At 38.2% G+C, this 24331-nt stretch carries 21 protein-coding genes and 1 tRNA gene; 7 read left to right on the plus strand and 15 right to left on the minus strand.

Features of this window, described 5'->3' with window-relative positions; genetic code table 11:
* Positions 1-3: 3 nt before the first annotated feature.
* The 5 genes from secA to JL102_RS02290 form a co-directional block, all read right to left on the minus strand.
* The gene (gene secA / locus JL102_RS02270; RefSeq protein WP_202242051.1) at positions 4-3363 is read right to left on the minus strand and encodes a preprotein translocase subunit SecA; all 3360 of its coding nucleotides are present in this window, start codon (positions 3361-3363) and stop codon (positions 4-6) included.
* Between the two features lie 67 nt (positions 3364-3430).
* Positions 3431-4213 carry a diaminopimelate epimerase gene (dapF, locus tag JL102_RS02275; protein WP_202242052.1) on the minus strand — a complete coding sequence of 261 codons (783 nt, stop codon included), beginning with the start codon at positions 4211-4213 and terminating at the stop codon, positions 3431-3433.
* Positions 4214-4299: 86 nt separating this feature from the next.
* Complete coding sequence (locus tag JL102_RS02280) at positions 4300-4575, minus strand: DUF4834 family protein (RefSeq protein ID WP_202242053.1); 276 nt, start codon at positions 4573-4575, stop codon at positions 4300-4302.
* Between the two features lie 24 nt (positions 4576-4599).
* Positions 4600-7413 carry a carbamoyl-phosphate synthase large subunit gene (gene carB / locus JL102_RS02285; protein WP_202242054.1) on the minus strand — a complete coding sequence of 938 codons (2814 nt, stop codon included), beginning with the start codon at positions 7411-7413 and terminating at the stop codon, positions 4600-4602.
* 126 nt (positions 7414-7539) lie between these two features.
* Complete coding sequence (locus JL102_RS02290) at positions 7540-10905, minus strand: T9SS type A sorting domain-containing protein (RefSeq protein ID WP_202242055.1); 3366 nt, start codon at positions 10903-10905, stop codon at positions 7540-7542.
* A gap of 69 nt (positions 10906-10974) precedes the next feature.
* Between JL102_RS02290 and JL102_RS02295 the strand changes: the two genes are divergently transcribed.
* A complete protein-coding gene (locus JL102_RS02295; RefSeq protein ID WP_202242056.1) occupies positions 10975-11424 on the plus strand; it encodes a DUF6438 domain-containing protein in 450 nt (149 codons plus the stop codon).
* 2 nt (positions 11425-11426) lie between these two features.
* Here JL102_RS02295 and JL102_RS02300 read toward each other — a convergent pair whose 3' ends face one another.
* Positions 11427-11669 carry a hypothetical protein gene (locus JL102_RS02300; protein WP_202242057.1) on the minus strand — a complete coding sequence of 81 codons (243 nt, stop codon included), beginning with the start codon at positions 11667-11669 and terminating at the stop codon, positions 11427-11429.
* Between the two features lie 98 nt (positions 11670-11767).
* Here JL102_RS02300 and JL102_RS02305 point away from each other — a divergent pair, with 98 nt between their 5' ends.
* On the plus strand, positions 11768-11932 hold the full coding sequence (locus JL102_RS02305; protein ID WP_202242058.1) for a hypothetical protein: 165 nt from the start codon (positions 11768-11770) through the stop codon (positions 11930-11932).
* A 431-nt stretch (positions 11933-12363) separates the two neighbouring features.
* A complete protein-coding gene (locus tag JL102_RS02310) occupies positions 12364-12615 on the plus strand; it encodes a cytochrome b5 domain-containing protein (protein ID WP_202242059.1) in 252 nt (83 codons plus the stop codon).
* Here JL102_RS02310 and JL102_RS02315 read toward each other — a convergent pair.
* Positions 12610-13371 carry a zinc metalloprotease gene (locus JL102_RS02315; RefSeq protein ID WP_202242060.1) on the minus strand — a complete coding sequence of 254 codons (762 nt, stop codon included), beginning with the start codon at positions 13369-13371 and terminating at the stop codon, positions 12610-12612. The genes JL102_RS02310 and JL102_RS02315 overlap by 6 nt on opposite strands.
* 53 nt (positions 13372-13424) lie before the next feature.
* Here JL102_RS02315 and JL102_RS02320 point away from each other — a divergent pair, with 53 nt between their 5' ends.
* From JL102_RS02320 to JL102_RS02330, 3 genes are read left to right on the plus strand one after another with little or no spacing between them, the layout of a single operon-like run.
* Complete coding sequence (locus tag JL102_RS02320; protein ID WP_202242061.1) at positions 13425-14279, plus strand: N-acetylglucosamine kinase; 855 nt, start codon at positions 13425-13427, stop codon at positions 14277-14279.
* Complete coding sequence (murQ, locus tag JL102_RS02325; RefSeq protein ID WP_202242062.1) at positions 14276-15076, plus strand: N-acetylmuramic acid 6-phosphate etherase; 801 nt, start codon at positions 14276-14278, stop codon at positions 15074-15076. The genes JL102_RS02320 and murQ overlap by 4 nt, the downstream gene beginning before the upstream one ends.
* Position 15077: 1 nt before the next feature.
* Complete coding sequence (locus tag JL102_RS02330) at positions 15078-15647, plus strand: hypothetical protein (protein WP_202242063.1); 570 nt, start codon at positions 15078-15080, stop codon at positions 15645-15647.
* Here JL102_RS02330 and JL102_RS02335 read toward each other — a convergent pair whose 3' ends face one another.
* From JL102_RS02335 to era, 4 genes are all read right to left on the minus strand, one after another.
* Entirely contained in the window at positions 15648-16259 is a 612-nt protein-coding gene (locus tag JL102_RS02335) for a SprT-like domain-containing protein (RefSeq protein WP_202242064.1), read from the minus strand.
* Positions 16260-16352: 93 nt separating this feature from the next.
* A complete protein-coding gene (locus tag JL102_RS02340; protein WP_202242065.1) occupies positions 16353-16556 on the minus strand; it encodes a hypothetical protein in 204 nt (67 codons plus the stop codon).
* Between the two features lie 62 nt (positions 16557-16618).
* Entirely contained in the window at positions 16619-17923 is a 1305-nt protein-coding gene (gene der, locus JL102_RS02345; RefSeq protein WP_202242066.1) for a ribosome biogenesis GTPase Der, read from the minus strand.
* Between the two features lie 22 nt (positions 17924-17945).
* The gene (gene era, locus JL102_RS02350) at positions 17946-18830 is read right to left on the minus strand and encodes a GTPase Era (RefSeq protein ID WP_202242457.1); all 885 of its coding nucleotides are present in this window, start codon (positions 18828-18830) and stop codon (positions 17946-17948) included.
* Between the two features lie 224 nt (positions 18831-19054).
* On the opposite strand from era, the gene JL102_RS02355 reads away from it, so the two are divergent.
* Positions 19055-19127: transfer RNA gene (locus tag JL102_RS02355), tRNA-Met, on the plus strand.
* 277 nt (positions 19128-19404) lie between these two features.
* Here JL102_RS02355 and JL102_RS02360 read toward each other — a convergent pair.
* The 4 genes from JL102_RS02360 to JL102_RS02375 all read right to left on the minus strand — a co-directional run bounded on the left by JL102_RS02360 (position 19405) and on the right by JL102_RS02375 (position 24302).
* The gene (locus tag JL102_RS02360) at positions 19405-20859 is read right to left on the minus strand and encodes a TrkH family potassium uptake protein (protein ID WP_202242067.1); all 1455 of its coding nucleotides are present in this window, start codon (positions 20857-20859) and stop codon (positions 19405-19407) included.
* A 466-nt stretch (positions 20860-21325) separates the two neighbouring features.
* Positions 21326-22666, minus strand: a complete 1341-nt coding sequence (trkA, locus tag JL102_RS02365) for a Trk system potassium transporter TrkA (RefSeq protein WP_202242068.1) — start codon at positions 22664-22666, stop codon at positions 21326-21328.
* Positions 22663-23157: a gliding motility lipoprotein GldH gene (locus JL102_RS02370; protein ID WP_202242069.1), complete on the minus strand. Its 495-nt coding sequence runs from the start codon at positions 23155-23157 to the stop codon at positions 22663-22665. Before JL102_RS02370 ends, trkA begins: the two co-directional genes overlap by 4 nt.
* On the minus strand, positions 23154-24302 hold the full coding sequence (locus JL102_RS02375; protein WP_202242070.1) for a PSP1 domain-containing protein: 1149 nt from the start codon (positions 24300-24302) through the stop codon (positions 23154-23156). Before JL102_RS02375 ends, JL102_RS02370 begins: the two co-directional genes overlap by 4 nt.
* Between the last annotated feature and the right edge of the window lie 29 nt (positions 24303-24331).

Consider the following 24331-nt stretch of genomic DNA (forward strand, 5'->3'; position numbering starts at 1 on the left):
TGCTTATTCCTCAACCAATACACACTTATTGTTTTTTATGTCTTCTTCTACTTTTTTGAATTTCACATCTTTAACAATGCTTCCATCCATATATTGAACCGTTACCTTATCGTTTCTACCTACTGTTATTTCCGCTTTAATAGGCATTGTTTTCTCTGCCGGAGGTCTGTTTGCGCTAGCCTGTGCCTGAGCATTACCTCCGCTTAATAAAGATTTCGATTCATCTTTTTGTTCCTTAAGCTTTTGCTGTTTCCTCTGCTCTCGGGCCTCTTGTACTTCTTGAGCCCCCTGAACAGGAAGGTCTGCTTTTAGAAGGAATGAAATGGTATCTTCATTTACTTTAGCAATGAATCTCTTAAACAGCTCGAAACCTTCAAATTTATAAATCAATAAAGGATCTTTCTGTTCGTATACAGCGTTTTGAACACTTTGTTTCAGATCATCCATTTCTCTTAAATGGTCTTTCCAAAGTTGATCAATAATCGCCAATGTTACCATTTTCTCCATAGAGCGAATCAGCTCTCTGTTTTCTGTGGCTACACACTTTTTAAGGTTAGAAGAGACGCCAATTTGCCTTTTACCATCAGTGAAAGGAACTAATATGTTTTCAATAGTCGCACCCCTTGTTTCGTTAATGTCTTGAATGATAGGGAATGAGCGTTTAGCTATATCTTCGTTCTTTCTTCTATAATGCTCTAATGCCTGATTATATAAGTCGTCGGCCAGCTTTTCTGAAGATACTCTGTCGAACTCTTCTTTACTTATTTCAAAATCAATGGTTAAAACTCCTAGTACCGTAAGTTTGAAGCTCTCATAGTTGCCAGCTCCTTTGGTGTTTAATACAATATCTTCGCAGGTATCATACAGCATATTCATGATGTCAAGCTGTAATCTTTCTCCGAAAAGAGCATTTTTTCTTCTGGTATAGATCACCTCTCTTTGAGAGTTCATTACATCGTCATACTCCAGAAGTCTTTTACGTATACCAAAGTTGTTTTCTTCTACTTTTTTCTGAGCTCTTTCGATGGATTTAGTTACCATAGAGTGAGAAATTACTTCTCCTTCCTGAAGTCCTAAACGGTCCATTACTTTAGCTATTCTCTCTGGCATGAACATCCTCATCAGGTTGTCTTCCAGTGATACGAAGAATTGAGAAGAACCTGGGTCCCCTTGTCTACCAGATCTACCTCTAAGCTGCCTGTCTACCCTTCTAGATTCATGTCTTTCTGTACCAATTATGGCCAAACCTCCAGATGATTTGGATTCAGGAGCTAACTTAATATCCGTTCCTCTACCGGCCATGTTAGTCGCAATAGTTACAGTGCCAGGCTTACCTGCCTCTGCTACTACTTCTGCTTCTCTTTGGTGCTGTTTGGCGTTCAATACCTGATGTTTGATCTTACGCATATTAAGCATACGACTTAGCAACTCGGAAATTTCTACTGAGGTAGTACCAACCAGCACAGGACGTCCTTCCTCGGTAAGAGCTACAATTTCATCTACTACTGCATTGAATTTCTCCCTAATGGTTTTATACACCATGTCTTGCTTGTCAGCTCTGGCTATTGGTTTGTTAGTAGGTATTACTACTACATCTAACTCATATATTTCCCAGAACTCGCCAGCCTCTGTCTCTGCAGTACCCGTCATACCAGCTAGTTTGTGGTACATACGGAAGTAGTTTTGCAACGTAATGGTAGCATAGGTTTGTGTGGCATCTTCTACCTTCACATTTTCCTTAGCCTCAATGGCCTGGTGTAATCCGTCAGAATATCTTCTGCCATCCATTACACGGCCTGTTTGCTCATCTACAATTTTCACTTTTCCATCTACAATAATGTATTCAGTGTCTTTTTCGAAGAGCGTATATGCTTTTAATAACTGGTTTACTGAGTGAATTCTTTGAGATTTTTCAGCATAATCCTTAATTAAGGAGTCTTTCTTACTTAATTTATCTTCGTCGCCAAGAACTTCGTCCTTTTCTAGATCAGCTATTTCTGTGCCTATATCTGGCATGATGAAGAAGTTAGGATCTTCACCTTCACCGGTAATCAGATCAATACCTTTTTCTGTAAGCTCGATGCTGTTATGCTTTTCGTCAATAGTGAAAAACAAAGGCTCGTCTGCCTCGGGCATCATTTTTTGATTATCCTGTAGGTAGTAGTTTTCAGTCTTTTGTAAAATATGACGAACGCCAGTCTCACTTAAATATTTAATGAGAGGTTTGTGCTTAGGTAATCCCCTATAAGCTCGGAATAACGATAATCCTCCTGCTTTTTCATCTCCTTCGCTAATAAGTTTTTTAGCATCAATTAAAAACTGAGATACTAGTTTTCTTTGAGCTTCTACCAATTTACCAATACGAGGCTTTAAGTCATAAAATTCATGCTCGTCTCCTTTTGGTACTGGTCCAGAGATGATCAAAGGCGTTCTGGCTTCATCAATTAGCACTGAATCTACCTCATCCACCATAGCATAATGGTGCTTCCTTTGTACCAGTTCTTTAGGATCACGAGACATATTGTCACGCAGGTAGTCAAAGCCAAATTCGTTATTAGTACCATAAGTAATGTCAGCATGGTAGGCTTGCCTTCTTTCATCTGAGTTAGGCTCATGCCTGTCTACACAATCTACTGTAAGACCATGAAACTCAAAAATAGGAGCCATCCACTCGCTATCACGCTTCGCCAGGTAATCATTTACCGTAACTATGTGTACACCTCTTTTGGCTAATGCATTCAAGAAGGCAGGTAGAGTAGCTACCAGAGTTTTACCTTCACCAGTGGCCATCTCAGCTATTTTACCTTCATGTAGTACTATACCACCTATTATCTGAACATCATAATGCAGCATTTCCCAGGTGATTTCGTTGCCAGCAGCCATCCACTTGTTATGCCAAATAGCTGTTTCACCTTGAATCTCAACGTTTTTCTTTTTCGCAGAAAGGGATTTGTCCAGCATGGTAGCTGTTACTTCCATTTTGCCATTTTCTTTAAACCTGCGAGCGGTCTCTTTGATTATAGCAAAGGCGGTGGGCAGTACAGTCAAAAGGACTTTTTCAAGATCCTTATTTCGGTCTTCCTCTAGTTTGTCAATTTTAGAGAATATTTCCTCTTTGGTGTGGATATCCAGATCAGGGTTGTCCTCTGTCTGCTGATGAAGAGCTGCTATCTGGTCATCTATAGATTTTAGAGAGGAGTCTATTTTATCCTGAACCTCTTTGGTTTTTCCTCTCAGATCATCATCACTTATATTTTTTAGCTGAGCATATTCTTTGTTGACTTCTTCAACTATTGGTATCAGTTTTTTGATGTCCTTTTCGGACTTGGTACCACCAAACACTTTCGTTATAAACTTTAACATACTTGCTCTTAGTTACAATATTTTCTTTGCCTAAAGTTAAGGCCTTTTATACTAATTATTTATTAAATTATTTGTCCAATTCAATTGAGCCTTTAAAAACCTCTTTTGCAGGGCCTAAAAGATAAACATTTGAGAAGCTCATGTCCTCATTTTTTTCAAACTCCACGCTTAAATTTCCTCCTTTGGTGTTTACTTTAACAGGCGAATTTAGCTCTTTAGTGCTAGAGGCTAGTGCAGCTGCTGTAACACCGGTACCGCATGATAAGGTTTCGTTTTCCACTCCTCTTTCATAAGTTCTCACAAATATTTGATCAGCACCGGTAATTTCCACAAAATTTACATTTACGCCAGCTGCTTTGAAGAGTCCTCCATTTCGAATGGCTTTGCCTTCTTCATAAACTCTAAAGTTGTCAATATTGATGACGTACTTAATAAGATGTGGAGAACCTGTATCAACAAATATACCATCTCCCATAAGCCTGACATTTTGTACATCAGACATTTTTAACCTGACTTCACCATTGTCAAGAATTTCGGCAAAATGGACTCCGTCAAAAGCCAGGAAATGAGTAGTAGAGTCTATGATGCCTAGAAATTTGGCGAAGTTAACAGCACAGCGGCTGCCATTACCGCAGAGGCTTTGGCTGCTGTCGGGGTTGTAAAAAACCATCTCAAAGTCATATTCTTCATGGTTTTGGATAAGTATGAGCCCATCGGAGCCAATGCCAAACTTACGATCACAGAGATGAATAATTTCTTCTTTGGTAAGTTCTAGCTGAGGATCTCGATTGTCTATGAGAATAAAATCGTTGCCAGTGGCCTGGTATTTATAAAAATCAATTGATGTCATAATGTCTAAAATTAAAAAGCCCCGTTCTAATCTCCCAAGAGGAGACAAAACGGGGCATAAATTACTAAAATTATTTTATAAATAACTTATTCTTTTACCTCTTCGTAATCTACGTATTCTCCTCCTTTGAAGTCATTTACGTCTTTATGGGAATTGTTTTTGGGAACATAATCTATATTAATGTCTCCATTTTGCCTGTAATTGGCTGATTGTGTCTGGTTATAGTTTCTGTTTCCATTTGCACTTCCACTACGCTGGTTAGCAGTAGAGCCGCCAGCTAAAAACTTTATAATCATACCAAATACCTTATTTATGAGGTAGATGATAAGACAAGCAATTATTACAGCTTTTAAAAATCCCATATGCTTTCAGTTTAAAGTAATAACCTATTTACTCAAATATAGGTTTCTTTCAGCGTAGATCTTCAGGAAGAAATCATCCATAAGATCTTCAATAAAATAGATAGCCTCTCCGGTAGATTTCATTTCAGGGCCTAACTCTTTATTTACGTTAGGGAATTTCTCAAATGAGAAGACCGGTTCTTTTATAGCGTATCCTTTTTTCATAGGGCTGAAATTAAAGTCTTTAACTTTTTTCTCCCCTAACATTACTTTAACGGCATAATTCACATAAGGTTCGTCATATGCTTTACAAATGAATGGTACAGTACGAGACGCCCTAGGGTTAGCTTCAATAATGTACACTTTGTTGTCTTTAATGGCGAACTGTATGTTTATAAGGCCTACAGTATTAAGAGCCAAGGCGATTTTTTTAGTATAGGCTTCTATCTGAGCGATAACTAAATCACCTAAGTTATATGGAGGTAATACGGCATATGAGTCTCCAGAGTGAATACCTGCGGGCTCTATGTGCTGCATAATTCCTATGATGTAAACATCTTCACCATCACAGATGGCATCTGCCTCGGCCTCTATCGCGCCATCAAGGAAGTGATCTAGTAATACTTTATTGCCAGGGATGTTTCTCAATATATCTACAATATGAGATTCCAGCTCTGTTTCATTGATAACAATTTTCATGCTCTGACCTCCTAATACATAAGATGGTCTCACTAATAAAGGGAATCCGATATCTTTGGATAATTCAATAGCTGTTTCGGCATCTTCTGCTACTCCAAATTCTGGGTAGGGGATGTCATTGTCTTTCAAGATATTAGAGAAACTGCCTCTATCTTCTGCCAAGTCAAGAGATTCGAAGTTAGTACCTAATATTTTAATACCATATTTCTCTAACTTTTCGGCTAGCTTCAAAGCAGTTTGCCCACCTAGCTGCACGATAACTCCTACTGGGTTCTCCTGAAGAATTATTTCATAAATGTGCTCCCAGAAAACAGGCTCGAAGTATAGCTTGTCTGCTACATCGAAATCTGTAGATACTGTTTCAGGGTTACAGTTAATCATGATGGTTTCATAGCCACATTCTTTGGCAGCCAAAATTCCATGTACACAAGAATAATCAAACTCTATTCCCTGACCTATTCTGTTAGGACCAGAACCTAATACAATTACCTTCTTTTTATCAGAAACCTTAGATTCGTTTTCCTGACCAAAAGTAGAATAATAATATGGAGTTTGAGCTTCAAACTCAGCAGCACAGGTATCTACAAGTTTGTAGACTCTGTTAAGGCCAAGATCTTTGCGTTTGTTAAATACTTCGCTTTCAAGACATCTCATCAAATGACCTAGTTGTCTATCGGCGTAACCTTTTTCCTTAGCTTCTTTAAGCAGTTCGAAAGGCAGTGTATCTATAGTGTGTTTTTCTATTTCATCTTCCAGAAGGATAAGTTCCTCGATCTGGTTCAAGAACCATTTGTCTATTTTGGTGAGCTTTTCAATAGTTTTGAAAGATACTCCCAATTTGAAGGCGTCATAGATATGGAATAGTCTGTTCCAGCTAGGGTGCTCCAGACTTTCTAATATTGCTTTTTGGTCAGTAAGCTCTTTGCCATCGGCTCCCAGACCATTTCTTTTTATTTCTAGTGACTGACAGGCTTTTTGAAGGGCTTCCTGGAAGTTTCTTCCAATACCCATAACCTCTCCTACAGATTTCATAGAGAGGCCTAGGTGTCTGTCAGAACCTTGGAACTTATCAAAGTTCCATCTAGGTATTTTTACAATAACATAATCTAATGCAGGTTCGAAGTAAGCAGAAGTAGTGCCTGTGATGGCGTTGCTTAGTTCATCAAGGTTATAACCAATGGCCAGTTTGGCTGCTATTTTTGCGATTGGATAACCAGTAGCTTTAGATGCTAGGGCTGATGATCTTGATACCCTAGGGTTGATTTCAATTCCTATAATAGAATCATCGTCAGGGTTAACAGCAAACTGTACGTTACAGCCACCTGCGAACATACCTATTCCGTTCATCATTCTAATAGCGAGGTTACGCATCTCTTGATAAACGGTGTCTGGCAATGTCATGGCAGGAGCTACAGTAATAGAGTCTCCTGTATGTACACCCATAGGGTCAAAGTTCTCAATAGAACAGATAATAATGATATTACCTTTATTATCTCTTAGCAGCTCCAGTTCATATTCTTTCCATCCAAGAATACTTTGTTCAATAAGTACTTCATGAATAGGTGAAGTGTGTAAGCCGTGAGTAAGTGCTTTTTCAAATTCGTCGGGTGAGTTTACAAAGCCCCCACCAGAACCCCCTAAAGTATAAGAAGGCCTTATTACTAGAGGGAAACCTATCTCTTGTGCGATTTCTTTTCCTTGTAAGAAAGAGGTGGCTGTTTCACCTTTACATACATTTACCCCTAGTTCATTCATTTTTAATCGGAACTTCTCACGATCTTCAGTAGTTTCGATCGCATCGATGTCTACTCCGATTATTTTAACTCCATAATGCTCCCATAGTCCAGCTTTTTGGCATTCTATGGCCAGATTGAGCGCTGTTTGTCCTCCCATAGTAGGTAGTACAGCGTCAATATTGTGCTTTTCTAGGATTTCTTTAATGGATTTTTTAGTGAGTGGCTTGAGGTAAATGTGGTCTGCAGTGACCTTGTCAGTCATAATCGTTGCCGGGTTGGAATTGATCAGAATGACTTCTATACCTTCTTCTCTTAGTGAACGCGAGGCTTGTGATCCGGAATAATCGAATTCACATGCTTGTCCAATAACAATAGGTCCGCTTCCAATGATTAAAACTGACCTGATGCTCCTATCTCTTGGCATGTAAAAGTGTTTGTGTGGTTTGCGAAATTATGCTTTTGTATAAATTGGCACAAAGTTAAAGCAAAAACGTTAGAATCAAAATCACATTTCGCCTACACCTGCCATTCGATTACTTTATATGGTTAATTATTGGCTAATAATTATTTTTCTGGTTACAGATCCTTTTTTAGTAGAGATATTTACCAGATAAATTCCAGATGGTTCATTATTAACATCTATTGAGGTAGATAGCGAATTACTTCCCCCTTCAAATTGATTTTGATAGATATTTTGACCTTGGCTATTAAACATCTTTATGGTTAATTGATCCAGAGGTCTTGAATCTTTTATGGATAATGAGAGTAAATTTTTTGCTGGGTTAGGGTAAAAAATTAATTCCTCAAAGCTGAGTTTATCATCTACTGAGGCAATTGCATCTGTTTGCACTTCAAACTCATCGATGGCCCAGCCCCAGCCATTTATTTCACTGTCAGACATCAGCCTGATGCGGATGAGTACATTATCATTAGCCTTGAAATGACCTGATCTTGTCATGTTAATTACCCTGTACTTAAATAGCGATTGATTACCATCAGCTGAGTTGGCAAAAGACTGGCTCCACGCAGAATAGTTTTTTGAATCATAGCCTTCTATGAATGGGTGCCAAGTAGTGCCATTGTCTGCGGAACCTTCTACCACTACATAATCTTTGTAAGTAGCGTTGCCAGGTACACCAGAAGAATTGGGTTCAACTAATACTACTTCTTTAAATCCAATTAAAGGTTTGTTACCATCTATAGTTATAGGTTTCTTTAAAGTGTAGGTGAAATTGCTGCTGTCCCCTATGCCAAAACCTGTGTAGTAAGGATGCACTGATTGTATTAACGGAGAGCTAAAGTCTCCTGCATCAGTAATTTCAAAGAAATTGCCAATAAAATCATTTGCCGATGAACTGCCATTGAATGAATAAGATGCTGCAGGATTATCAAATTTGATATAGCTTACATTGAAAAAAGTATCTTCTGAAGGAAGGTAGGAGATGTTAGCTTCTGGTTCGTTATTATCAAACGCAATAATTCTGTATTGAATAGTTTCACCCAGTTGCAGGTTTTCAAGATTTAATACGGCTTCATAGGTGTTGGTTACATTAGGGTCAAACTGAAACACTGTGTTGGGAGATCCTTTATAGAAGAATTCGATGGCTACGCTGTCTACTTCAAAATTATCAGTAACCTCAGCAAGTACCGATAAACTAAGATTGTTCAAAATATAGTCTTCATAATTATGCCTTATCTCAGGCCCTTGCTGATCGGTTTGTATTTGTAAATTGTCTATGGCCCAGCCCCAACCATGAGCAAACTGATCTGAGTGAAGCCTGAATTGTACCAGAATTTCTTCTCCGGGCTTAAAGGTTCCATTAGCTAGCATGTCAATAGTTCGCTTCTTATACATCGATGATGAGCCCTGAGTAGTGGAGTTATTATCACTATCCATATTAGCATTGTAACTGGCGAGCCAATCTGAGTTGCTCCTGCTATCATAACCATTGGCAAAAGGGGTCCAGGTGCGGCCTCCGTCTTTGGAACCTTCTACTATTACATAATCGTAGAAATCAGTACTGCCAAAGCTTGCGGTACTTTCTCCAGGCTCTATTAGAACTACCTCCTGAAAAGTGATTAGAGCATCTCTATCATTTAAAATAATAGGTACTCGCATCATGTAAGTATAATCGCTTTCGAAGTCGGTTCCGGTGCCATCAAGGTAGGGGTGATCAGAATGGATAGCGCCATTTGAGAAGCCTGTAGGTGTGGCAACACTAAAATTTTTACTTATAAAGAAATCATTAGAAGGGCTATTGAAATTATTATGGTATTTCATCACTGTAGGAGCCAAGGCTACTACAGGAATTGAAATGCTTCCACTGTTTGGGTAAGTAGCACTATTTGCTGTTCCTGCCTGATCTACGGCTGTTATGCTGTAATTAAAAACATCTCCTTCCCCAAGGTTAAAAGAGGTGAGGTTTACCGTAGTTTGATATAAGCTGTCAAATTCATCAACCAGTATAAATGTTTCTGTTTGAGTAGTCCCTCCATTTATGTTATAGTTAAGTGTAACTTCTTCCAAAGGAAGGAAATCTCTTACTACTGCTTCAAGAACCAGTTCATTATCGGTGTCTCTTACAAAGCTGGGTTCTTCATGCGTTATGATTGGAGCCTCTGTATCAATATCGCTTTTGAAAAAGTAGAAAAAATCTGGAGCTGCCGAAGGTTTGGAAAATGTTCTTTCTAGGTTGTCGTTTACAGTGATGTAGTAGCTGTATAAGGCCCCGTCTAGCTTGATAGAGGGTATTGAGGCAGAAAATTCGTTTGAATTACCCGTAGGTGTCATGGTTACTAACTTTTCTGCACTGGAGAAAGCATCATGAGAGTAATGGAGGGTCACGCTATTCTCATCATAGCCATTGTCGCTATTGATGGAGGCAATTACTTGATAGTTTTCAGCATTAATATCTTCAGTATTGGGTAATTGAGTATGATTGATATATGTATAGGTCCAGCCCATATCGGTAAACATATCCATAGTGATGGGGCCAGGGGATTGCATAATTTCTTGCGGGCCTATTTGAGGCGTCATTAAAGCATTGGCGGTATTGTTATAGGTGTTTTCATCTAAGTGGGCGATGCTAGAGCCACTGTTCCATGAAATTGGAGCATACAGTTTTACGTCGCCATGGTTGTTACTAGCAATTGGAGAGTTAAAATATACACTTCCATTGGTGACAGCACTACCTAATTCGCGGGAAGGGTTATTGTGAATGTTCATTAAAGAAACCTTGCTGGCATTGGCCACATAAGTATCATAGATAAAAGGGAATACCTCACTACCTCCTAATCCATAGCTGGCTATGCCTTCTTCGTAACCAAATGAATCAACAAAGCCAAGGCCATGGCCAATCTCGTGGAGTACTACAGATACGAGGTCATACTGGCCTGGGGCAGGGTTGCCATCTGTTCCTAAGTACCAATCGAAGTCACTGTTGAAATTAGCTACAATATCGGCACTTTCAGGATCATTCAGGTCTCTGTTAGCCATTTTTTCGGCTAGAGCTACAGGGTACCATGTGTTTTGCCTCAATGCTCCTTCGAAATTTTGGAAGGCATTATTCCAGCCCGCACTGCCCAATACATTTGAGCCCAATGGTCTCCAGTAAGCATCTATTTTTATAGTAACTGATGATTTTAGTAAAGATGCCCAAATATCTACAGCTCGTTGAAAAGCCGCACGGGCTTCAGGTGTGAAGCCGCTGCTATAATTTACTTCTATATTAACAGCGCTTTGGCGCGCGCTGCCTGTACTAGGTGGAGGTAAGATTCTTACACCACTGCTAATATCTGTGGCATAGCAAATAATTTCAAACTTCTGGTTGAGTTGATTCATGTCTTGCGAAAAACATTCAAGACTTTGAGCGAAAGCAAAAATGGAAAATAAAATAGATGGTAAAATCTTCTTCATACACTTGCTGTTAAAAACATTTAATATTCAATATAATACTCTTTGATAAAAAATATTTAATATCGAGCTATGAAAAATATATTACTACTTCTTTTAATAGCCATAATTTCATGTAAATCCGCCCAGAAAACTGAGTCCCAGGAAGATCCGGTTATTAAAATGGAGAAAACGCCCTGTTTTGGTACTTGCCCAGTATACACAATAGAAATATTTGCAGATAATACTGCGAAGTTACACGCAGTACAACATTTGCCTCTTGAAGGGAATTATATTGCTGAAATGAGTGATAGCCAATTAAATTCGTTGGTCTCAGCTTTTGAAGGGGGCGAATTCTTTGCGTATGAAAAAGAGTATACAGCTAATATTTCTGACATGCCTACCACTTACCTTACTTTTAATCATAATGGAAGAGTGAAAAAAGTAAAGGATTATCATGGAGCCCCAGAATCTCTTAAGATTTTAGAGAAGCAAGTTGCTGAATTGGTTGATATTCTGGAATGGAAAGAGGTGAAAAAGTAATGCTACGAGTTTTTTAAAACTTTTTGATTTTCTGTGGAGGCATCTATCATTTTAAGCCAAATCACTTTCTCTCCATTATGGAGAGATTCATAATAGTAGGTGTTTTCTTCTAGTATAAGCCTGGCTTCTCCCAGCTCATAGCGAAGTGCTTTTACCAAATCTCCCACTTGCAGAGCTTCTCCATTTAAATCAAGTAGCCTGGGAAGCTTTTGCTCGTCTCTTTTCTTTGTGAATAATCCAAACATGATATTGACTCCAAAAATACATAAATAATTTTGGAGAGGAGTATTCTTAATGTTGGATCTTGATTAATGATTTTCTTTTAAGCTTTAGTAAGCTATTAATGAGAACAGAAGTTACATGCCCACCTGTTGTGGAAGAGTTATTACTTACTACTAATACCTCCCTTTTTGGTGAGGCCTCAAGTAAGTATTTATGCATCATTTTTTGGCATGAATATACAGAAGCTACCAACATAATTAGAATGCTGAGTGTGATGGCTTTATAATAGCGTTTTGTGATTTCCATACTAAGTGAAACGAAGGAAAAGTTATTTTGAAGGTTTTTTATGAAGATTGGAAGATTTACTGGATAAGCGGTTTCTTTAAAAGTATTAATATTGAAAATTTGGCATATATGTATTGCTTTTGTTTTAATGATGATATTTAATGATGTATATCTAATTTTTAATGTAATTATTAAGTTTTTGTTTCACTTGGTATTTTAGGCATAAGGTTTTTTTAAGGGGCTTCAACTTTATGGTCAATGGGGGATGATTTCGAATTTGACATTTTTGAAATAGCCTGATGGCAAGAAGTTGCTGTAGTTGCCAGAAAGCATAACAATATTAAATTTCCCATCTTTGCTGCGCTTAGCTGAATATATACTTTTACTTTCTTAAAATTTAAAGGAAGGCGAATCTTGATCTAAGGTATTTTTATGGATGAAAATAATATTCCGACTTATACAGTCGGGCAACTGGCTTTACGAAATGGGCAGGATAAGGATGATATTTGGGTGGCTTATCAGGGTAAGATTTATGATGTAACCGCCTCCAGGCTGTGGAGAAGTGGTCAGCATTATGAACACTGGGCAGGGCAAGACCTTACCCCTGAGCTGGAAGATGCGCCTCACAATGAGAATGTCTTTGATAAGTTTAAAGTGGTAGGTCTGCTTAAAAAATATTTATAACCCGCCATTGGCCTTTAAATCGGTAAGGCAATTAGTATCTAAGGAGGGAGGATTGCTCATGCCTAAAAAATCACTCAGGTCATTACTGTTTTCTACAGTCCAGTACATCAGGCAGTCTGCGTTATTACAATGTTTTCCATGAGCATCATCCTGATGTTGAGAAACCATATCAGTGCCGTTATTTACCAGCCCTAAAATATGACCAAATTCATGCTGAGTTACCGTGGAGTTTAAGAGATTGGTGCTGGGTTGACCTAGGCCGCCGCTTAAGCTTTTAATAGTTTTTTGAAAAATGGCCATAGAGCTGTTTTGGTAGGCTATTCCAAGAACTTTTGAAGAGGAAGAATCTTTGTCATACCCACCGTCTAGAAAAACAAAATATGCTGCCATGTTTGAACTGTTGCTGAATTGAGTTCGCTTATCTTTTTCAAGGGTCCTGATTTCTTCGGCGCTATAAGTTGTTTTTCCTTCAGCAGCAATTTCATTTTTAATGAATATTATACCAGAGGGCTTATTTAATATTGAAGAAAGAAATTTTTTTAAATTATCTAAAACCTGGTCTGATGGTTCGTAGCCAGCCATATACTGTATCTCTATTGTAAGGCTTTGATAATTTTCATCCGAAAGAAAATCCTGAGAGGATGCTCCTACAGGTAGAGAAGTGCTTGCAGTAGGTTGCGCATTATCATCATCTTTACAGCCGGTAGTAGCAAATATTAATAAACATATCAGTAGTGCTGCGCATTTTAAATTCATAAACCGATAACTTTATTTTTTTAATATACGAAAAAATAGTCATTTATAGATCTATGATATTAATAGCCGATAGCGGTAGTACCAAAACAGACTGGCGCCTTATAGATTCACAGGGAGCGGTAGAGCAATATAAGTCAGCAGGGATAAATCCATACCAGCAGAAGGAAGAAGATATAAGAGCTGAGATTATGGAGTCATTAAAGCCACAAGTAAACCATGAAGTGCATCAGGTATTCTTTTATGGGGCAGGGTGCTCTTCTAAGGATAATGTAGCTTCCTTAGAGCGAGTGTTTGCAGAGGCATTTCCTAATGCGATAGTAAGGGTGCATCATGATTTGCTGGGTGCAGCCAGGGCGCTATGTGGTCATGAAGCTGGCGTAGCATGTATATTAGGAACAGGCACCAACTCTTGTTTATATGATGGACGCAATATTATCAGCAATGTGCCCTCTCTTGGATATGCGCTGGGGGATGAAGGTAGCGGTGCTTGGTTAGGCATTAATTTAGTGTCAGATTTTTTGAGAGGCGATATGGATTCTGACCTGGCGGATAAGCTCGTGAAGCAGTATGAGTTAACTAAAGAAGTAGTGCTGGAGAATGTTTATAAAGGGCCTATGCCTAATCGTTATCTGGCTAAATTTTCTAGGTTTTTATTTCATCATGTTCATCACCCTTATGTTTATCATCTTGTGCATAGAGGTTTTACCATTTTTATAGAAAAGAATGTGAAAAAGTATGAGAATTTTGAGCAGTTGCCTGTACACTTTACAGGGTCTGTAGCTTTTTATTACAATAATATTTTGAGACAGGTGGCGGCAGAGCAAGGAATAATTTTAAAACATGTTATTGAAAGTCCCATCGCTGGTTTAACATTGTTTCACAAAAATAGTATCATAGAAAAAAGATGAGTACAACCGAGTCAAGTTCTAATTTTGATAACCTGGAGCAGATGAGCATTCAACAGTTGCTTCAGAATATAAACCAAGAAGATGCCAGTGTGCCTAAAGCAGTGCAGCAGGCTATACCACAAATAGAAGCTCTGGTAAAGGAGATAGTGCCAAAAATGAAGGATGGTGGTCGATTGTTTTATATAGGAGCGGGTACAAGCGGCAGGTTGGGTATTTTAGATGCCTCTGAGATTCCTCCTACTTACGGCATGCCTCATGATAGAGTAATAGGCCTTATTGCAGGTGGAGATGGGGCCATAAGGAAGGCAGTGGAATTTGCTGAGGATGATGAACAGCAAGCCTGGAAGGACATGGAGGTATATGATATTAATAAAGGAGATGTTGTTATAGGTATTGCGGCTTCTGGAACTACGCCTTATGTAATAGGAGGGGTGAAAAAAGCTAATGAGCAAGGTTTAGTAACAGGTTGTATTACTTGCAATGCCGATTCAGCTTTGGCCGCAGAGGCAAAATTTCCTATAGAGGCCATAGTAGGGCCAGAGTTCGTTACTGGCAGTACTCGAATGAAGGCAGGTACTGCACAAAAGCTGGTACTCAATATGATTTCTACTTCTGTAATGATACAGCTTGGCCGCGTGAAGGGCAACAAGATGGTAGACATGCAGTTAAGCAATAATAAACTTGTAGATAGAGGTACGCGTATGCTCATGGATGAGCTTTCTATTAGCAGAGAGGAGGCGGAAAAGCTATTGAAAAAACACGGCTCAGTAAGAAAAGTAATAGATAACGTAAGGTAGAATGCACGAAATAGAACCATACTATAGATGGCTTCATCTTTATAACCCGGCAGAAGATAGCCTTTCCCCCTTTTATGGGAAGGAGTATAATCATGATCTTTATTCGGAAAATATTTATGGTTATTACATAGACCCTGCATGGGATTTTATAGGATCAGAAACACTTTATATTAAAGTGCTTTACACAGATTATGATGAGGGATTTGCTATCATGGAATTTATAGGTGAGTGGAATGATGCTATTAACAATGATATTATGCATCTGAAGCGAAATATTATTGAGAATTATGCACATCATGGTGTCAATAAATATATTTTAATAGGAGAGAATATTTTTAATTTTCATGGCTCTGATGATAGTTACTATGAAGAGTGGTTTGAAGATGTGGAGGATGGTTGGATTGCGGCTGTTAACTTTCCTGAGTTTGTACAAGAGGAACTCAAAAATTATAATGTGGACATGTACATTAATATGGGAGGGAGTTTGCAGATAGATAAATGGAGAACCATGGCTCCAAACCGTTTTTACATTTTGGTAGACCAACTTATACAAAGGCGTCTTTCTATCTAATCATACCTTTTCTACCTCCGCCATTTTGGATATGAGGTATTTTAGGTTTGAGCTCACTTCGCAGCATACATATCGCGTTCTTCGTAAGCTTTCTTTTCTAAATACGCGGTTCTTAAATTTAAATAGCTCTCCGGTAGGTATGTCGCTCAGCTGGAGGCTTACATGGGTATCATGCAGCCTCAATGCAGCCATTAGAGTATGGTCATTGCAGGAAGAGGCTTTTGGGTTTTTTAAATATTCCTTAAGCGGCTGCAGCACAGTTTGTGGAAATACATCTGTGGTGAGCATGGGAGTCATCAGTTTTCTAAAGTTCTTCTTCCATTCTGCTCCATGAGGTTTTACTGTTCTTTTATGGATAGAGTAAGTCACCAAATGGGCCACTTCATGAATGTAAGTAATAAGGAATGAGTAGGGATTAAGGTTATTGTTTACAGAGATACTCTGTTTGCCGGTAGCAGGATCAAACCTATAGTCACCTAATTTAGAGGCTCTTCTTTTTTTTATTTTTAGAGAAAAGTCATTTTCATGCCAAAGCCAATGGCAGTAGTCAATGGCCTTTTCAGGCAAATGTTTTTTTAGTGCTTCTTTAAATTTCTTTTCAGAACTAGTCATTTCCCGCAAAATAAATCAAAAAAAAAGGCTTTAGAGAAACTCCCTAAAGCCTTTTTTAATAAAAGATATTTTTTATTCAGTTTGAGCTTAACTCTACTGAACTTCTTCTTCTACTTCTTCAGCAGATTCTTCCACAGACTCCTCTACATCTTCAGCAGCCTCTTCCATGCTGTCACCAGCTTCTTCTACAGACTCCTCTACTTCTTCAGCAGCAGATTCTTCTTTTGCTTTGTTATCACATGCTACAAATGCTAATGAAAATGTAAAAGCCAATAAAAATGTTAATAGTTTTCTCATATATTTCAGGTTTTGAATTTGGCTCTAATATATGTACAATCTAGATACCTGTCAAATAGAAGTTATTTTTTTCTAAAAAATAACCTGATTGGTACACCTTCTAACCCGAAGTTTTTTCTGATTTTATTCTCCAAAAACCGCTCATATGGCGCTTTTATGTACTGTGGGAGGTTGCAGAAAAAAGCAAAGGTAGGAATTTGACCAGGAAGCTGGGTGACGTACTTAATTTTGATATATTTTCCTTTTAAGGCGGGTGGTGGGTACCTTTCTATCTCAGGGAGTAGGACATCGTTAAGCTCAGAAGTAGATATTTTTTTGGTTTTATTGTCATATACTTCTATTGCTTTTTCTATTGCCTGAAAAATTCTTTGCTTCTTAGTAACGGAAGTAAAAATTATAGGAATGAAATTTAACTGACCTAGTTTTTGCTCAATGCTCTTTTTGTAAACATCTGCTGTTTTAGTGTCTTTTTCAATCAAATCCCATTTATTAACCATTATCATAATCCCCTTATTATATTTAATGGCCAAGGAAATTATGTTCATGTCTTGAGCTTCTAAGCCTCTTTCAGCATCTACTAAAATCACACATACATCGCTATCTTGTAGTGCTTGTATGGATCTTAATACAGAGTAAAACTCAATATCCTCTTTTACCTTTGATTTTTTTCGTATCCCAGCGGTATCAGTAAGTATAAAGTCTTTGCCGTACATTGTATAGCGCGTATTGATAGCATCTCTGGTTGTGCCAGCTTCATCAGTAACAATAGTACGATCTACACCTAATAGTGCATTTAGAAAAGATGACTTTCCTACGTTGGGTCTACCAAGTATCGCTAGTTTGGGTATGCCTTCGTCAGGGTTTTCGTTTCCTTCATCAAAGTGTTCTACCACTATTTCCAGCAGTTCTCCAGTTCCAGAGCCACTGGCTGATGATATAGGTATCACCTCACCCATGCCTAAGGCATAGAATTCGTTAGCCATATGCATACGTTCGGTAGTGTCTGCTTTGTTCGCCACCAAGTAAATGGGCTTGTTTGAAGAGCGTAAAACATTAGCAAAATCTTTATCCAAGTCAGTCAGCCCCATATAACTGTCTACCATAAATAAAATTACTGTTGCTTCTTCTAGAGCCAACTCCACCTGATGTCTTATCTGAGACTCAAACTTGTCTTCAGAGCCAGTAACATATCCTCCAGTATCTATTACGGTGAAATGCTTGCCAGTCCATTCTGCATAGCCATAATGACGATCTCGGGTAACCCCACTTTCATCATCCATGATGGCCTTTTTCTTTTCAATTAACCTATTGAAAAGTGTTGATTTGCCAACATTTGGTCTGCCTACAATTGCTAATATATTTGCCATGTTTAAATTTTTCTAAAGGAAATTAAGATCGATACCCAAACCTTTTAAGGCTTATTTCTTTTTTTCGCCAGTTTTCTGCAACCTTAACAAAGGTTTCAAGGTGAATTTGTTTATCGAAAAATTGTTCTAATTCTGTTCTGGAGGCGATACCTACTTTTTTTAAAGCTTCACCACCTTTTCCTATAATAATGCCTTTTTGGCTTTTCCTCTCTACATATATCTCAGCCCTTATTCTAATAATGGTATCATCTTCTTTAAATTCAGTAACCACTACTTCTGTGCTGTAAGGGACTTCCTTTTTGTAGTTCAAAAATATTTTTTCTCTTATGATTTCTTCTACAAAAAACTTTTCCGGCTTATCCGTAAGCTCATCTTTAGGGAAATAGGCCGGGTGCTCAGGGAGTAATTCCACTATAGTATTAAAAATAGTGTCTACATTTAAGCCTTCCAAAGCTGATACGGCCAGATAGGCATCGGCCTTTATATTTTCTTTCCAGTAATCCAGCTTGTCGCTGGCCTGCGTGCCTTTGGCCTGGTCTATTTTATTAAGAATAAATATTAAAGGCTGATTGATCTTTTTTAATTGCGCTTCCAGCTCTTCGTCATATTTTTCATAGATGTCAGTAACAAAAAGAACTACGTCCGCATCTTCTAATGATGAATAAACAAACTTCATCATAGAGTTGTGTAATTCATACTCAGGCTTTATAATGCCCGGAGTGTCAGAATATATCACTTGAAAATCATCACCGCTGATTATACCCATTATTCTATGACGGGTAGTTTGTGCCTTAGAGGTTATAATAGATAATCTTTCTCCTACCATTTTATTCATAAGAGTAGACTTACCTACATTAGGTTTTCCTATTATACTGACGAAACCAGCTTTGTGAGATTTTTCAACCATACTTCTTATTTTTTGCAAAGGTAGTCTTTTAATTCAAAATGATCCTTTTAGTTATCTTCTGAAGGGGAATTTTAAAATAAATGAATTTTTTTTACGCCATCTCTTGACTTTGTGATTCCCGACCACTACATTTGTAATCCTTTTAAGAAACAGTAAGGTGAGAAACTTAAAAAGATAAGTTTTGAAAATAAAAAAAGCGATATAATTTAATATTAAAGATACATCGCGGGATGGAGCAGTTGGTAGCTCGTCGGGCTCATAACCCGAAGGTCGCTGGTTCGAGTCCAGCTCCCGCTACTAAGTGAAAAGCCGGTTATTGAAAAATAATCGGCTTTTTTTATGCCTTTTATTTTAGTGACTGGTCAACTGATTTAAAGATTTAGATGAAATACACACCATTGATTTATTCTTGAATAAGAATAATTTTCTCAATCAATTCTAAGTACTTTATTTTTTACACAAAAAAATATTCTAACAAGGTCTTAGTCGATTCGGAATTCTAACTGATTCATGATCCCTGGAAAATTTAATGTATACTTTTCATTCATCTAAAAAGATGAGCAAGAGTGACTTGCTAAACCTTCTGCCAGAAGTTTTTATTAAAAAGCATTAAAACGGTGAAGAGCTCCAGTCTGCCCAATAGCATAAGGAAGGAGAGGAGCCACTTACCGAAGCCTGTAATGTCATGAAAGTTGTTTACAGGCCCCACAGCTCCTAAACCAGGGCCTATGTTTCCTAGGCAGGTGGCTACGGCGCCAAGCGCAGTGTCGAATTCCTCTCCAGTAAATGATAGTAAGAATACTCCCACTCCATATACCAAGAGATAGATCATGATAAAGGCAAGTACGTTATAAGTAATGTCTCTGCTCACAGCTATGCCATTAAGACGTACAGGTATGATGGCTGATGGATGTAGCTGTCGCTTCATTTCTAAAAATGAATTTTTAAACAATAAAGTATGTCGTACCACTTTAATACCTCCAGCTGTGGAGCCCGCCGAAGCTCCCATAAACATAAGTAAGAAAAATATTATAGTGAGAAATGGAGCCCAGGCTGTATAGTCAGCCGTAACGAAGCCCGTGGTGGTTATAACACTTACTACTTGGAAGAGTGAATCTCTAAATGACTTTTCGAAGCTTTCCCATTTGGAAGAAAACACAAAGAAGGATATAGAAATAGAAAGTATAAGGGTGATGAAAAAGTAGTTTCTAAATTCTTCATTGTCCCATGCTTTTCTGAATTTTCCTTTCAGGCCAAAGTAGGTGATGGTAAAGTTAGTGCCTGCCAGAAACATGAATACAATGATTACATATTGAATGTAAGCTGATTCGTAATAGGCTACACTGGCATTTTTGGTGGAAAAGCCACCTGTAGCCATGGTGGTGAGTGAGTGATTGATGGCATCATAAAAGGTCATGCCTCCTAGGGTAAGTAAGATGGTTTCTGCTATGGTGAGCCCTAAATACATGAACCAGAGTCTTTTAGCTACTTCTTTTATCCTTGGTTTCATTTTATCTGGTGAGATGCCAGGTGCTTCTGCTACAAAGAGCTGCATGCCTCCTATGCCTAAGATGGGTAGTATGGCTACAGCTAGAACAATGATGCCCATTCCCCCGATCCATTGAGTAAGGCTTCTCCAAAATAATATTCCTTTTGGTACGCCTTCTATGTTGTTAATAATGGATGCTCCTGTGGTGGTATATCCGGAGATGGTTTCAAAGAAGGCATTCGTTAGATCTGGTATGGAGCCAGAAAGCAGATAGGGTATGGTGCCGAAGAAAGACATGATTAACCAGCCTAGGGTGACTATGAGGTAGCCATCTTTTTTCTTTAATTCTTTATTGGTGTTTTTTCTGGTAGAGACTGTCATTATGCCGCCAACAAGTGCGGTGATGCCTCCTGAGGCGGCCAGGTGCCACCAGGCTTCGCGATAGTAAATCGAGAAAGGAAGACATAGAAGCATGAAAATGCCATTGAAGATCAATAGTATTCCGAGTATATTTAATATTAATTTAAAATTGAACCTCATCTATATATCTTTCTTTGTTAATATAATATATTTTATTTTCAGGAAGTTAGCTTCTCCTGAAATAACAGGTGAATAATGCTGGTGCCTGTAATGCTAAGCTGCTGAAGCATTATAATTGATAACAAATATTTGCTCGAATTATTTAGGCTTGCAAAATTATTAACATGGATCGTATCGCCAATAGTGGAGCTAATATTTGCTCGCCAGCTGTTTATGGTACTCATAAAATGGGTAGGATCATAATCCATATAATGATAGCGGGAGTCATTTTTTCACACTTCTGTGAGGCTTTTTTTATAAGGACTGAAATTCTAACAATTTTACTGACTATGGAAGGAGCTGCTGATTTTTTGATAAATAAGTTTGTCCGGAATATAGCTATAGAATTGATTAGAGCTAGTATGTCTGAAAGGGTGCGATTGAATTGGAGGCCTAGTAAGGGCATGTAAACTTGTGAGGTCTTTATTTATTTGAAAAATTCCTCTACGTCATGAATGCACTCTGGCCTGCATAATACTACGGCGCGGTCTTTAGGTCTAAATTGAAAGTCGCCCATGGTAGTGTATCCTACTCCATTTCTTACAACCCCTCCTATTATGGCTCCTTTAGGGAAATCTAGTTCTTTAATCTCACGCGTAGTGATTTTTGATCCTGCCTTTACTATAAACTCTAGTATTTCAGCATCTACACCATGAATGCTGGTAAGAGATATAACATCTCCTTTTCTAATGTATCTGAAAATGAAGTTGGCTGCTATGAGTTTTTTATTGATCATAGTGTCTACTCCTATGTTTTGAGATAGATGTATATAATCAATGTTTTCAACCAGTGAAATGGTTTTTTTTACATTATTATTTTTTGCCACAAGGCAGGAAATGATATTGGTTTCTGAGTTTCCTGTCACAGCTATGAAGGCATCCATTTCTTCAATGGCCTCTTCTTGTAGCAAGTCTACATCTCGGCCATCACCGCAGATTACCATCACATCTTTGAGTTGATCTGCTAGTTCATGACATTTTTCTCTATCACGCTCAATAAGTTTTACATTAAACTTACGGCTGAGCCTTTTGGCAGCATGAAAACCTACTTTACTGCCACCAAGTATCATTATATTTTTGATCTCTTGCTTTCGTTTTCCAGATAGCTCTAAAACTGTATCTATACCATTGGGTTGAGCTATGAAATAAGCATGATCTCCTTCTATGAACTTATTATCTCCATGTGGGATAATAGTTTGGCTATCTCTGAGAATAGCTACTGTAACGAAGTTTTGATTAGGGTTAAGATGAGCGGCTTCTATTAGCGTTTTGTCTTTGAGCTTGCTGTTTTCATCTACAGTGACTCCAACTAATGACAAGCGGCCTTCATCAAAATCAAAAGTATCAGTAAGGGCGATTTCTTTTAATAGCCTCTTGATTTCTTTTGCTGCCAGAGATTCTGGAGAAATGATCTCATCTATTCCTAAATCAGCCAGATTTAGTTTTTCTTTATTGAGGAGGTATTCTACATTCTGGATTCTGGCTATGGTTTTTTTAGCTCCCAGGTGCTTACCAATAATAGTAGTGGTGATATTGGTTTCTTCAGAAGAGGTTACGGCTATAAGCAGATCAGCGTTAGCTACATCGGCCTCTTCGAGAACAGAATATGAGGTACTACTGCCTTTAATGGTGCTTACGTCAAGGTTGCTGGCGGCTTGCCTTAACCTATCTCCGTCCATGTCTATGAGAATAATGTCTTGTTCTTCATAAGCAAGGAGTTTGGCTAAGTGAAAGCCTACATCACCGGCACCGGCAATAATTATTCTCATTGTTCTGTTTTGTTATCCTTAGTTACTTTTTCTAATCTGATTCCGGCAGCAATAATGTCAGGCAATGTATCTCTTCTCATAAACTGCTGTAATGTGATTGTATATTTACCGGAGTTATCAAAGCTATAATTTTTAAGTATAGGAAACTGATGGTCGAAAACATCACCTAGCCCGTCACCGTAAGGTTTTCCTGTTTTTGGGTCAAACAGATCATTATTGATCAGTTGAGAATCTAATTCTTTATCTGTACTATCTTTAAGAGAATATTTCACATAAATATTTTGAAAAGGATAAGAAATCGTATTCCTTATGTTGTAATAAATATTATAGGTCAGTGTAGAGTCTTTAATATTAAAGTCAAATGTCTGAGTTGAATCAGCTAACCATTCCTTATTCTCAAAATTTTTATTTTTCTCGTAAATCCTGTTCTCGTCACAGGCTGCTAATGCTCCTAAAAAAGCAATTAAAATGATAAATGCAATTCGCGTCATTTATTAGTGTTGTTGCTAGGCTTGCGGCCTTTCCTTCTTTTGTTTTTGTTTCTTTTCTTTCTCTTGTTGCCAGCTTTTTGGTTGAACTTTTTGTCCATTTTTTCCAAGTCGCTGTTGAGGCTGTTTAATTCTCCCTGACCAGGAACGTCATCTTCTAGCAAGGAGGCTGGTTTTTTGCCTTTGCTATTGAGCGCTATGATCTGATTAACTCTGTCAACATCAATAGGGTGCCAAGTGTTTTCATCGTCATAGCCAAACCACATGATTTTTCTGAAAATATCTGTTTTTTGCAGCTTAGCTACTCCCTTCTCAGTTAAAAGAGGTTTTTCTAATTCAGGGATATCTTTTAGGGCTTCCATGTAAGTGTCAAGCTCATAATTAAGGCAGCATTTTAGGCGCCCGCATTGGCCGGAAAGCTTACTGGGGTTGAGTGACAGGTTTTGGTATCTGGCCGCACTAGTAGAAACACTTTTGAAATCGCTAAGCCAGGTTGAGCAGCATAGTTCTCTTCCGCATGAGCCTATACCTCCAAGCCTTCCGGCTTCTTGTCTCAGGCTGATTTGGCGCATCTCTACCCTTATTTTGAACTCACCTGCTAATATTTTTATGAGCTCTCTAAAATCTACCCTGTCATCAGCTGAGTAATAAAAGGTGGCTTTGCTGTTGTCTGCTTGATACTCGATGTCAGAGAGTTTCATTTCCAGTTTCAGATCTTGTATTATCTGTCTGGTACGGTAGAGTGTAGGCATCTCTCTCTTTTGTACCTCTTCATATTTTTCTAGGTCCTTTTCATGAGCTAGCCTGTATATTTTTCTTATCTCATCCTCAGTTACTTTCTTTTTTTGCATCTGCAGGCGAACAAGCTCACCTTGCAGAGATACGTATCCCAGGTGGTGGCCATTGGGTACATCTACCACCACGGCATCACCAGTATGAAGAGTAAGGTTCTCAGCATTTTGAAAAAATTCTTTCCTTCCGCCTTTAAACCTTATTTCTACTATATCAAATTTATCTACTACTGGCAAATCCATGTTGGATAGCCAGTCAAATACATTCATTTTATTGCAACCTCCGGTTTGGCAGCCTCCGTTATTGTTACATCCTGCTGCTGTTCCGCTGGTTCCACAAGAACTACATCCCGCCATAGCTTACTTTTTATATTCTTTTATGCACA

It is taken from the genome of Fulvivirga sediminis (assembly GCF_016757215.1).
GTDB lineage: Bacteria > Bacteroidota > Bacteroidia > Cytophagales > Cyclobacteriaceae > Fulvivirga > Fulvivirga sediminis.